Genomic DNA, 12,559 nt, shown 5'->3' with positions numbered 1-12,559 from the left:
TTTTTTATTGCAAGCATGCTCAATATTTCTTATCTTCAAGGGGAATGTCTAATGGTATAAAAAATACGATGTTATTAAGTAATTTAGAATCAGTACCCGGTCATGAGATTTTACGTCAAATTGATGTCGTTTATGGCAGTACAGTTCGCAGTAAACATGTCGGACGAGACTTTCTCGCAGGTCTAAAAAATATTGTCGGGGGAGAATTAACGGCCTATACAGAATTGTTAGAAGAGTCTCGCCAAGAAGCGATGCAACGTATGGTTGAGAAAGCAAAAGGCTTAGGTGCCAATGCTGTCGTTGGGATTCGTTTTTCTACCTCTAACATTGCGCAGGGTGCTTCGGAGCTTTTCGTCTATGGCACTGCTGTGGTGGTACAACCAATTGTTCCAAAACTCCCAGATCCATTTAGTTCATAGGAAAATGCAATGGATGGCTTAATTTTTCAAATTGTCATTTTCCTGATTCTCTTTTCTGTAGGTTGGGGCTTTGGTCGTTATAACGAACAAAAACATTTGAGAGAGCTCGATGAAAAAGAGCGCTTGTTGGCCGATATTCAATTGGATAGCCGTCGATTTGCAAGCAGCGAGCATGCTGGGCATTTAATTAGCAGCAATGTGGTCATTTCACATGATTATTTCAAATTCATACTTGCATCGATTAAAAATATCTTAGGTGGCCGCTTAATCAGTTATGAAAGTGTCGTCGAACGCGCTCGCCGCGAAGCGATTGTCCGTTTAAAACAACAAGCCAGATCCATGGGAGGCAATCAGATTTTAGGCGTGCGCCTCAGCACCACTGAAATGGGAATGCAAGGTGGAATGGTTGAAGTGTTTGCCTATGGCACAGTCATTATCAAGCCGCATTAAAAAAATGTCCTGTTCAATTTCAATTGGACAGGACATCCACCTTACGCTGCAAAAATCGCTTGCCAATAGTGATAGATTTTTTCCTCACCATCCTCTAATTTAAACTCATAAGACATCTTGCGAGTTTCAATAATTTCAAAATCTACAGGATGCTTGAATATCGCCCCTGCATAAGCGAAAGTGTGGTATTCACCATTTTCACCACATACATCAACCTCTGCGGGCATTCGCTCAATTAAGGCTGCATCAATATCTTGCCCAATAAAACTGTCATCTAGCTTGGTCGCATCGGTCACAATAATTTTGGTGCGAATCCCAGAGGCTAGAAAATCCTGCATCACTTCAGTTGAGTTGAGATTCCATATCGGTTCAACCACTTCGATCCCTAAAGGATGTAAACGATCTTCTCGATATTTGCGTACATCACTGAGGTAAATATCCCCAAAGATAAAATGTTGAACGCCCTGTGCTTTAAAATGATTGGCAGCATCCTGCATCCGCTGTTCATAGATATTTATATCTTTGGGCAATAGCACTGGGTACAACGGAATCCCAATACTTTCAGCTTGCTTTTCAAGCAGTGCATGTGGAATGGCATGCATCGAAGACAATTCAGTTTCTTCATTGACCGTTGTTAATAACGCAACAACTTCGAACTCATTTTGCTGCAATACAGTATAAAGGGCTAAAGCTGAATCTTTTCCGCCACTCCAATTAAAGACTGCTTTTTTACGACTACTCACACTTATTTCACTTTGCTTTTACGAATCATTTTGTACAACAAACTTGGTGACAAGCGCGATACCAACACACCCAATTGCTCTTTTTTGCCACCTACAACAATATATTCTTCACCTGCCATCAGTGATGCAACCACACGTTCCGCAAAAATATCAGCATCTAAGCCATTTTCAATCGCTTCATCCTGATGACCTTGGGGCTTCCCTTGACCATTTAAGGCATTGAAGGAAACATTGGTTTTGACAAAACCTGGGAAAACCACCGATACGTCAACTCCATCTTTAGCCACTTCAGCACGTAAGCTATTTGCCCACATGTGAATAGCGGCTTTGGCAGCAGAGTAACTCGCACGGTATTGCGTACCCAACAAACCAGCGACACTCGAAACAAAGACGACACGACCTGATTTTTGCTTTAGAAAAGTCGGCAATATCGTTTTGGTCAAAAATACTTGTGAAAAGTAATCCACTTCCATGATGGTGCGTTCAGCTTGCATGGTGGTGTCTTGGATCAAAGCACGCTGGCTCAGTCCTGCATTATTGATGAGCCAGTCAATACGCCCTTTACATGCCAAGACTTGCTCATAAGCATGACGAACTTGTGCTTCATCGGTAATATCAGCGGCAATCGAAATATGTTGCTCAGGCTTTAATAAACCAATGCGAACAGCTTCTAACTCGTCATAACGACGTGATGTCAACACTACTTGCGCACCTTGCAAAGCACATTCACGTGCCAAGGCTTTGCCTAAACCAGAAGATGCTCCGGTAATCCATACCACTTTATTTTCAAGCGTTTTAAGCTTTGCCATATTTCTACCCTCCGTCCGCTGGGTGACGCATAAATTTTAGGAAATAATCAACATAGGTTACCGCCACTTGCTGATCGAGTTGAGTGGCTAACTTTTCTAAACGTTTATAACCGAGATGCGTGGTCATATTGATCACGCCATTTAAGGTTTTATCGACCACAAAATTGAACTTTAAGCATTTTTTAGGCTCACGAATTAAGTGCGTAACGCCTACATCAATCACTTCTGTCAATCGTTTCAGAGCATTTGCAATTTCACGACTATCGCCTTCAGCGAGTTTCTGTCCCGAGGCGATCACCTGCTGAGCAAGCTGTTGCTCTACAGGATAAGTCATGTAAATCTTGTCATCTTCGATTAAAAGTGTTTTCGATAAATACTCTACCAAAGGGACTAAACGTTCATTGCTAAAAAAAGAAATCGACCAAGGCATATATTTTCGAATCGCTTCTAATATTTGCTGAATGACTTTTTCAGATTCACCTGTTTTTGAGTGCTGTTGGTTTTCGTTTAATAGCACCATGAAGACTTGTTCAACCACTTCACAAGCCATTTCAGACAAAACACTCCCTAATGCATTTGCCTGACTTTCTTTGCTCGCTTGCAATAATTGTGTCCGAATATGGGCAAATCTGGCGTATGTATCCGCATGAATATTTAAAAAAACGGCGGTCTTCATCCTCACAACCTTAATTTTTTGAGTTCCATAAAAAAAAGACTTGTCAAAACAAGCCTTTTATCAAATTAAATGATCTTTTCTATCGTTTTGGCTCTTCATTACCGACTTTAGCACAACCTAATTCGGTTCTGTATGCATAAGTGCCAAAAAATGGTTCACACATGCTGTTGCCGCGCCAGTGTCGACCTGCGTTCCCATTTTCTCTAAACGCTTATAACTCAATTGTGCGGTCATATTGATGACGCCGCTTAAGGTTTTATCCACTACACGATTAAAATTCAGACATTTCTTCGGTTCACGAACCAAATTGGTCACACCCAAATCGACGATCTGAATCAATGTTTGAAAAACATCCATCATATCCTTGATTTCATTTTGTTTTAATTGTTCTACTAAGGTATGTACCTGCTGTACCAATTGCGGGTCTATCGGATAAGAAACATAGACCTGTTCATCATGATATTTGATCATATCTGAAAAATAATTGGCAAAAGGACATAAACGATCATTGCTAAATAAAGCAATCGACCATGGCATATATTTACGTACAGCACCCGTGATTTGCTGAATGACTTTTTCTGATTCTGCTGAATTTTGTTGGGTCAAATGGGATGGTTTACGATTTTGGATCAGTAAAACCGAGAATACTTGCTCTACGATGTCACATGCGATCTCGGAAAGCACCTCCCCCAAAACACGGGATTGGCTTTCATTACTGCCCGTATTTAATTGTTGACGGATCGACTCAAACTGCCCATGGGTAACGTCGTTAATTTTCAAAAGAATTGAATAACTCATATGAACCATCCCTTTATTTAAGTTTTTAGCATTGTTATTTTGTTGTTTTATGCATCATCATTATTTAATTATGTGATCCAATATACATAAACTTAACGTTTTATTCGTAAAAAACCAACGCATTTCGTCGGCTTGTTGCCACTTTGTGAAGTTATTTAATGAGATAAGCTTAGGCGTCAGTGAAATGACAACAGATTCGACAGATTTTTGCTACAATAGACACAATTTTTTATTCTATTTTGATCTTCTGTACTATGACTGACGCTCAATCTGCTCAAAATATCGCAACCACTTACGATCCAACTGAGATCGAGAAAAAATGGTACCAAACTTGGGAACAAAAAGGTTATTTCAAACCGTCAGGTCAAGGTGAATCATTCTGTATCATGATTCCACCGCCGAACGTCACTGGTAGCTTGCATATGGGGCATGGTTTTAACAATGCCATCATGGATGCACTGACCCGTTATAACCGTATGTCGGGTAAAAACACCTTGTGGCAACCAGGTACAGACCATGCAGGTATCGCAACGCAAATGGTGGTTGAACGTCAATTGGGTGCTCAGGGTGTTAGCCGTCATGACTTAGGTCGTGAAAAATTCATCGAAAAAGTTTGGGAATGGAAAGAACAATCAGGCGGTACAATTACACGTCAAATCCGTCGTCTAGGTTCTTCGGTAGATTGGTCACGTGAACGCTTCACCATGGATGAAGGTTTGTCCAATGCAGTAAAAGAAGTGTTTGTAAAACTACATGAAGATGGTTTGATTTATCGTGGTAAACGTCTCGTTAACTGGGATCCTAAGTTACAAACTGCCCTTTCTGACCTAGAAGTTGAGTCTGATAAAGAAGAAGCAGGTTCACTGTGGCATTTCAAATATTTCTTTGAAGACAAATCACTGCGTACGCATGATGGTAAAGACCACATCGTGGTTGCAACCACGCGTCCTGAAACATTATTGGGTGATACTGCGGTTGCCGTGGCGCTTGATGATGAACGCTACTCGCACCTTGTGGGTCAAAACATTATCCTACCGATTACAGGTCGTGCCGTTCCAATCGTTAAAGATGAATATGTTGATAAAGAATTCGGTACAGGCTGTGTAAAAATCACCCCTGCACATGACTTCAATGACTATGAAGTCGGTAAGCGTTGTGAACTACCAATCATCAATATCTTCAATAAAAATGCAGAAGTGTTGGCTGAATTTGAATACATCGCAAAAGCAGGCGAACAAATTTCTAAAACCATCCCTGCTCCTGCGGACTATATTGGTTTAGAGCGTTTCGTAGCACGTAAAAAACTGGTTGAACAAGCAGAAGCTGAAGGTTGGTTAGACCAAATTCAACCTTATACGTTGAAACCACCTCGCGGTGACCGTTCAGGTGTGATCGTTGAGCCCTTATTAACGGATCAATGGTATGTAAAAATTGCGCCATTGGCTGAACCTGCGATTAAAGCAGTGAAAGATGGTGACATTAAATTTGTACCTGAACAGTACAGCAACATGTACATGGCGTGGATGAACAATATCCAAGACTGGTGTATCTCTCGTCAGCTTTGGTGGGGTCATCGTATCCCAGCTTGGTACGATGCTGAAGGCAATATTTATGTTGGTCGTGACGAAGCTGAAGTGCGTGCGAAAAACAACATCCCTGCTGATGTTGTATTAAACCAAGATGAAGACGTACTCGATACATGGTTCTCATCAGCGCTTTGGACGTTCTCAACTTTAGGTTGGACGGGCGATGCCAAGAAAGATGCGGAAAACTATTTCCTCAAGACTTTCCACCCAACAGATGTATTAGTCACTGGTTTTGACATCATCTTCTTCTGGGTTGCTCGTATGATTATGTTTACGATGCATTTCATGAAGAATGAAGATGGTACGCCACAAGTACCGTTTAAAACGGTTTACGTTCATGGCTTAGTCCGTGATGGCGAAGGTCAGAAAATGTCGAAGTCTAAGGGTAACGTACTAGACCCTCTCGATTTGATCGACGGTGTCGACCTTGAAGACCTCGTACAAAAACGTACCACGGGTTTAATGAATCCGAAACAAGCAGCGAAGATTGAAAAATCAACGCGTAAAGAATTCCCAGAGGGTATTCAAGCTTACGGTACGGATGCAGTTCGTTTCACATTCTGTGCGCTTGCTAATACAGGTCGTGACATTAAGTTCGATATGAAGCGTGTTGAAGGATATCGTAACTTTGCCAACAAGATCTGGAACGCAACCCGTTTCGTGATGATGAACTGTGAAAACCAAGAAATTAGTTCTGAAATTCGTCAAGATCTTTGGGAACTGCCTGAACAGTGGATCGTAAGCCGTCTGCAAAAAGCAGAAGCTGCGGTACAACAAGCTTTTGCGACTTACCGTTTAGATTTGGCTGCGCAAGCAATTTACGAGTTCATTTGGAATGAGTATTGTGACTGGTACGTTGAGTTAACCAAACCTGTTCTGAACGATGAGAATGTCTCTATTGAGCGTAAAGCGGAAGTGCGTCGTGTATTACTTGCAGTCATGGAAGCCTCTTTACGTCTTGCACATCCGTTGATGCCGTATTTGACTGAAGAAATCTGGCAAACACTTGCACCGAAACTCGGTATTTCAGGCGAAAGTATTATGCTTGCGCAATACCCTGTTGCGAACCCTGAGCGTGTAAACGAACAGGCTGAAGCTGATATGCATTGGCTACAAGGTTTGATTGGTGCGGTACGTAATATTCGTGGTGAAATGGGCTTAGGTAATGCACGTTTACTGCCAGTGTTGTTGCAAAACACTTCTGATGTTGAGCGTGAACAAATCATTCGTATTGAAGCGCTATTCAAAGCACTCGCAAAAGTTGAAAGCATTGAATTCTTAACCAAAGATCAAGAACCACCACTTTCTTGCTCTAGCGTTGTCAGCCATGCTTCGGTATTTGTACCAATGAAAGGCTTGATTGATCCTAAAGCTGAGTTAGGTCGTTTGCAGAAGGACTTGGATAAGGTTCAAAAGCAACATGATCAAATCGCTGGAAAATTGGCAAATGAAGGCTTTGTTGCTAAAGCACCTGCGGCTGTGGTTGAGGGTGAAAAAGTTAAACTTGCTGAGTTTGCTGATCAGTTAGTGAAAATTAAGCACAATATGGATCAGATTGCAGCGCTTTAATAAAAAAGGAAAAGCCCTAAAATGGGCTTTTCCTTTTCATAAAAATGTTCTATATTTTATAAAAATTAGGATGTGGATTAACTAACAATGATTATTTCCAATCATAACGATTATATCGCTAATAAATATTATAATTATTTAAATAAATTGGGATTTTTTGCCATTATTCCTATATCTCTAAGTTTATTCTTAGCAAAGAATACTGGCGCGGATTCATTATTTATTCAAAAAGTGGCTATCTTTTGCTTAATATTAAGTATATTTTACTTAACAACAAATTTGGATAAAACTAGCATAGCCTATAAAAAAATAGCAAAAGACTACATGAAAGCCCATCAAGGGTTTTTAGGTCAGTGTAGTTTAATATATAGAACTTTTGTTTTCCTATTAAGCTTTACCTTTTTGGGAGGATTAACTCTAGGAATATTTTAATTTTAAAAGCATTCACCCTTACATCAATATTAATAAAAATTTACTCCAATTAAATAATTATAGATCACCTAAATTAATGATTTATACTTTAATTTAATATTATTAATTAACCAGGACTATATGAGCGGATATAATTTAGACCAAAAACTAGTAATCGGATTAGCCTCAAGCGCACTATTCAACTTAGAAGAATCCGATGAAGTATTTAGAACGAAAGGTGAACTTGTATACCGAGAATACCAGCATAAAAATGAAAATGTGATTCTAGACCTAGGCGTTGCATTCCCTTTTATTCAGCGCCTTCTAAGTTTAAATAGTATTTTTCCTAAAGATAAGCCATTTGTAGAGGTTATTTTACTTTCTAGAAATGACCCAAACACTGGTTTACGGGTTATGAACTCTATCGAGCATTATGGCTTAAATATAAAAAGAGCAATTTTTTTACAAGGTCGAACACCCCATAAATATATTGATGCTCTGAATATCAGTTTATTTTTGTCTGCTAATGAGACTGATGTAAACCAAGCAATTACCGCTGGTTATCCCGCTGGCTTAATTCTAAAAGGCAATATCTTTGATATTGAACATGATGAAGAATTACGAATTGCTTTCGACTTTGATGGTGTTATAGCAGATGATTCCTCAGAACAAGTCTATAAAGAAAGTGGACTTTCAGCATTTATTGAAAATGAAGAAAATTTAGCTAATCAACCTGCAAATATTGGTCCTTTACATAAATTATTAAAAGAACTTTCAACTTTACAAAAAGAAGAAATTAACTATCAGTCTCGAAACTCGGATTATAAAAGTAGATTAAGACTTTCAATTGTTACAGCAAGAAATGCACCTGCCCATAAAAGAGTGATAAACTCTTTGAGAGCGTGGGGAATAGATACAATAAACGAAGCATTTTTCTTAGGTGGCATTGAAAAACGTAGAGTTTTAGAAATATTAAATCCTCATATTTTCTTTGATGATCAAGTTACTCATTTAGAAAAAACGGCAGATAGCATCGCTTCTGTTCATATTCCTTTCGGAATAGCTAATAAAAAATTTGATCTAGCTGAGCAAAAAATTCCTACAACTGCTGACTCTTATTAATTGATAGCTAGAAGTATCGTTACCCTGTCCTTGGCAAACAGGGTTCAATACATCAAAGCACCCCATGGCCTAACAACATCTCCACCCCACTCACCTTCTTCATATGCTTTAAACGCTCTTTTTCCCATTTCAACTGTTGCTTTAACTCAGCACAATCAGCATCTATGGCTTTATATACATCACCAATATGTACATGTTCCACTTTTACTTTCTTCGCCAACTGAAACGAGTCTAAAATCTCGCTAATTTGACTTTCTAGCTGCTGACTCTGTGTATCCAAAGCCAGTCTATAAAACTTCAATTGTTCAGCAGATAATTCTTTCGCCCCTAACCCCTTATTCTGTTCAAGCTGTAACTGCAGCTTCAGCAAATAAAACAAATCCTGCTGTTCATAGGCTTGACTTGCCTGCTGAAACAACTCAGTTTTTTCTTCTTTCTTGGTCTCATCTTGTTCACGGTCAGGATGAATCATGGCAGCAATTTTTAAATACACTGTTTTTAGCGACTGTGCTGCCATTTGCTCAGCTTGTTCACGTTTCTGTTGTTGTCTAAGTTGTTTGGCTTGTTCACGAGCTTGTTGTTGTTCCGCAGCATACTGCTCAAAATTATCTTCTTCTAATTCTGCACTTTGCTCAAAACTCTCATTTTGTTCAAACTTGGCTGACTGCACCTTCTTAGACTTTTTAATCGATTGTTGTGCATGTTGCTGATAAAAGCTATCGATTTGCTGCACCAGCTTTAACTGTTCATCAGTCAACATCTGAGAGCGTTTCAACATGTGCGCAAGTTGGGCAATTTTCTCATCTAGTTGTTGCACATCAACTTTGGAAAACTCATGGCTGTGTAACAGATTCCAAAGTTGATCTAACTGCTGAAATAACACCTCATGTAGTTCATGATACACAGGCATCAGTTTTTGCCGTGTGTGCTGTTGAATTTCGGCTTGGGCATTTTTCCATGTGGCAAGACTGATTTTTTGCTGTTCTATTTTATCAATCAGGCGATTCAGCTTTTTCTGCTGTACAGACGGCTCAGCTCCTTGCTGTAAGCTGACTTTGAGATCAAAGGACATGCTCATCCACCTGAAAAGGAAAAAGTGTAGCAACAATCAAACGAGGAAGGTAGTAAACCTTCCTTTGTGTATGAAACAGCATATTATTTTTAAAAGAACCCAAAATGGCTAGCTGAGGTATTCATCGCTTAAGATATCCACCAAATCACCAATGGCAAGGTCACGGCAGCACATAAGGTCTGAAAGCTAATTACGGCAGCCATCAGCTGGCTATCTCCACCCAACACCTTTGTTAAAATATAAGCAGCAGAAGCCGTTGGCAGAGCAAAGAACACCACTAAAATTTGAGTTTGTAAACTTGGCAAACCCAACCATGTACATACGAGAAAAGCCAATGCAGGTACAGCCAAGAGTCGGGCAAAAGTATCAGCTAATAACACCACAATATCTTTTTTCATCTGCATAAACTGTAAAGCCGCGCCAACACATAACAAACCTAGTGGCAAACTCGACGCTGAAAAAAGCTTGATCAAATTAGAAAGACCATCCCAAATCGGAATGTTTAATACATTGACCAACCCACCCACAATACAAGAAACAATCAACGGATTTTTCAGCAACGCAATCAAAACAGGCTTGATCGCCATCTGCTCTTTGGTGGTTAAAGCTAGCACTGAAATCACATTGACCAATGGAATACAAAGTGCCAGTAAAATCACCAAAATCGCCATCCCTTCTTTTTGAAAGAGAGAGGCGACCAACGCTAAACCAATATAAGTATTGAAACGGACCATACTCTGGACATGCACACCAAAACGCGCGGGCTGAATATCCCAAAACATTCGTAATACATACATGACAGCAGTGACCGTCAGCACCACGATCAACATCGCGATAACAGCACTACTCAGGCTGTGCAAATCAATTTTTGTGGTGGCTAAAGTATTGAATAATAAAGCTGGAAATAAAATATAGTAATTTAACTTCTCCGCTCCAGCCCAAAACTCTTTACTCAAGAAATGGTATTTTTTGAAAATATATCCTGATGCAATGAACGCAACTAAAGGAAACAGGGCCAGAACAATATTATTCATTACTTTACTCAGCTTTTATTTCTACTGTTCATTGGTGTTTTTCAATGAACCCAACACGCCATTTATTAAAGATGATTTGCTCACATATTAAAACCTGTTTTTCCTGCTCATACACCCAACATGATTTTTGAAGGCTAGAACATCGTACTTCTAATTCTCATTCAAGCGTTGCAATGTTGCACGGCTCATTAAAAATAGCGCGATCTATCTGACATATATTTATAGACGCACCACTTTTCACCAAAAATAAAACACACCCTCTAAATTGGTGCGTTTTTTGCATAGCTCAGTGCATCAAAATGAGCTTCCTTAAGATGGCTCAAGTTCTTTAGATTCGATAAATCCATTTTGGTGCAAAAAATGATCATTTATTTTGCATCAAAATTAGATTTAGCACTTATATCGAGCATGTTATGCAAAATGTAGACATCTTTTTTCTATTACTTGGTGCCGTATTGGTGCTTGCAATGCACGCAGGATTTGCATTCCTCGAGTTAGGCACAGTACGTCACAAAAACCAAGTCAATGCACTCAGCAAAATCCTGACAGACTTCTGTATCTCAGCCATCGCCTACTTCTTCGTTGGTTATTGGATTGCCTATGGTCAAAACTTCCTTGTAACAGGTGAGCTGTTATCAGCCAATCATGGCTATGACCTGATGCGTTGCTTCTTCTTACTCACCTTTGCAGCCGCCATTCCAGCGATTGTTTCTGGTGGTATTGCAGAACGTGCAAAGATGCGTTCGCAAGCATTAGCGACTTTACTGCTGGTTGCCCTGATCTATCCATTCTTTGAAGGTATGATCTGGAATGGTAACTATGGTGTGCAAACGTGGTTAGAAAACCAATTTGGTGCACCCTTCCATGACTTTGCTGGTTCAGTGGTTGTGCATGCCATGGGCGGTTGGATTGCGTTAGCGGCGGTGCTGTTGTTAGGTGCTCGAAATGGTCGCTACAAAAAAGATGGTCGTGTTAGTGCTCATCCACCGTCATCAATTCCATTCCTTGCTTTAGGTTCATGGATTTTGATTGTTGGTTGGTTTGGCTTTAATGTGATGAGTGCGCAACGTGTCGAAGCCATCTCTGGACTGGTAGCCATCAACTCACTTATGGCGATGGCTGGTGGTACGTTGGCAGCCAACTTTATGGGTAGAAATGACCCTGGTTTCTTACACAATGGTCCGCTGGCAGGTCTTGTAGCAATCTGTGCTGGTTCTGATATTGTGCATCCAATTGGGGCATTGATGATTGGTGCATGTGCAGGCGCAATATTTGTCTATTTCTTCACTTACACGCAAAACAAACTCAAAGTCGATGATGTACTCGGGGTATGGCCTTTACATGGTGTCTGTGGTGCTTTTGGTGCCGTTGCAGCAGGAATATTTGGTCAACAAGCACTTGGTGGTTTAGGCGGTGTTTCTTTTATTTCTCAATTGATCGGCACGGGTTTAGGGATTAGCGTTGCATTGATTGGTGGTTTTATCGTCTATGGTTTATTAAAACTGACGATTGGCATCCGCTTATCAGCAGAAGATGAATATCGTGGTGCTGACCTTTCGATTCATAAGGTTTCAGCAAATTCTGACGAATCAATGTTCTAATTTTTCAATATTTTAAAGCGGCTTAATGCCGCTTTTTTTGTGTCTAAAAGAAATCTTCTGATTCGCTTATTCTCCTCTCCTCTGTCTCAGTGAAAGCGGCACATCTATTCTAGATTCTCATAATCATTCGATACGCACTGAAATCTTATCTCTTACCCTGTTTAAAAAACACAAATCATGGCACACATTATGCTTTCTATTTCCTGCAATTTTTACTGTAATTCACCGATTTAAAAATTGCTTAATTCATCAATAGTTACTGGTAACAA

12 protein-coding genes are annotated in these 12,559 nt (G+C 39.9%); 6 read left to right on the top strand and 6 right to left on the bottom strand.

The features are described from left to right. The first annotated feature begins 68 nt into the window (after positions 1 to 68). Together MMO38_RS01485 and MMO38_RS01480 are read left to right on the top strand one after the other, a co-directional pair. Positions 69 to 419, top strand: coding sequence for a YbjQ family protein (locus tag MMO38_RS01485; RefSeq protein ID WP_034594934.1), 351 nt, complete (start codon positions 69 to 71; stop codon positions 417 to 419). Positions 420 to 428: 9 nt separating this feature from the next. Beyond that, complete coding sequence (locus MMO38_RS01480) at positions 429 to 869, top strand: YbjQ family protein (protein ID WP_005195529.1); 441 nt, start codon at positions 429 to 431, stop codon at positions 867 to 869. Between the two features lie 41 nt (positions 870 to 910). On the opposite strand, the gene MMO38_RS01475 is transcribed toward MMO38_RS01480, so the two are convergent. From MMO38_RS01475 to MMO38_RS01460, 4 genes are all read right to left on the bottom strand, one after another. Beyond that, a complete protein-coding gene (locus tag MMO38_RS01475; protein WP_241322285.1) occupies positions 911 to 1,618 on the bottom strand; it encodes a diphthine--ammonia ligase in 708 nt (235 codons plus the stop codon). After that, positions 1,615 to 2,421, bottom strand: a complete 807-nt coding sequence (locus MMO38_RS01470; RefSeq protein ID WP_004669268.1) for an SDR family NAD(P)-dependent oxidoreductase — start codon at positions 2,419 to 2,421, stop codon at positions 1,615 to 1,617. Before MMO38_RS01470 ends, MMO38_RS01475 begins: the two co-directional genes overlap by 4 nt. A 4-nt stretch (positions 2,422 to 2,425) precedes the next feature. Then, positions 2,426 to 3,097, bottom strand: coding sequence for a hypothetical protein (locus MMO38_RS01465; RefSeq protein WP_241322226.1), 672 nt, complete (start codon positions 3,095 to 3,097; stop codon positions 2,426 to 2,428). Positions 3,098 to 3,214: 117 nt separating this feature from the next. Then, positions 3,215 to 3,895, bottom strand: a complete 681-nt coding sequence (locus tag MMO38_RS01460) for a hypothetical protein (protein ID WP_241322225.1) — start codon at positions 3,893 to 3,895, stop codon at positions 3,215 to 3,217. 254 nt (positions 3,896 to 4,149) lie between these two features. Here MMO38_RS01460 and MMO38_RS01455 point away from each other — a divergent pair, with 254 nt between their 5' ends. The 3 genes from MMO38_RS01455 (at position 4,150) to MMO38_RS01445 (ending at position 8,583) form a co-directional block, all read left to right on the top strand. Beyond that, complete coding sequence (locus MMO38_RS01455; RefSeq protein WP_241322224.1) at positions 4,150 to 7,050, top strand: valine--tRNA ligase; 2,901 nt, start codon at positions 4,150 to 4,152, stop codon at positions 7,048 to 7,050. 87 nt (positions 7,051 to 7,137) lie between these two features. After that, positions 7,138 to 7,482 carry a hypothetical protein gene (locus tag MMO38_RS01450; RefSeq protein WP_241322219.1) on the top strand — a complete coding sequence of 115 codons (345 nt, stop codon included), beginning with the start codon at positions 7,138 to 7,140 and terminating at the stop codon, positions 7,480 to 7,482. Between the two features lie 120 nt (positions 7,483 to 7,602). Then, positions 7,603 to 8,583, top strand: coding sequence for a 5'-nucleotidase (locus tag MMO38_RS01445; protein WP_241322217.1), 981 nt, complete (start codon positions 7,603 to 7,605; stop codon positions 8,581 to 8,583). Positions 8,584 to 8,635: 52 nt separating this feature from the next. Here the strand turns inward: MMO38_RS01445 and MMO38_RS01440 are convergent, their stop codons facing one another. Together MMO38_RS01440 and MMO38_RS01435 are read right to left on the bottom strand one after the other, a co-directional pair. Then, on the bottom strand, positions 8,636 to 9,655 hold the full coding sequence (locus MMO38_RS01440) for a molecular chaperone DnaJ (RefSeq protein WP_241322216.1): 1,020 nt from the start codon (positions 9,653 to 9,655) through the stop codon (positions 8,636 to 8,638). A gap of 128 nt (positions 9,656 to 9,783) precedes the next feature. Next, a complete protein-coding gene (locus MMO38_RS01435; RefSeq protein ID WP_241322214.1) occupies positions 9,784 to 10,689 on the bottom strand; it encodes an AEC family transporter in 906 nt (301 codons plus the stop codon). A 413-nt stretch (positions 10,690 to 11,102) separates the two neighbouring features. Between MMO38_RS01435 and MMO38_RS01430 the strand changes: the two genes are divergently transcribed. Beyond that, positions 11,103 to 12,290 carry an ammonium transporter gene (locus MMO38_RS01430; protein WP_004669285.1) on the top strand — a complete coding sequence of 396 codons (1,188 nt, stop codon included), beginning with the start codon at positions 11,103 to 11,105 and terminating at the stop codon, positions 12,288 to 12,290. Positions 12,291 to 12,559 lie beyond the last annotated feature (269 nt).

The sequence above is a fragment of the Acinetobacter sp. NIPH 1852 genome, from assembly GCF_022549455.1.
GTDB lineage: Bacteria > Pseudomonadota > Gammaproteobacteria > Pseudomonadales > Moraxellaceae > Acinetobacter.
The sequence above is the reverse complement of the archived record's forward strand: the minus strand, read 5'-3'. Positions and strand labels throughout refer to the sequence as shown.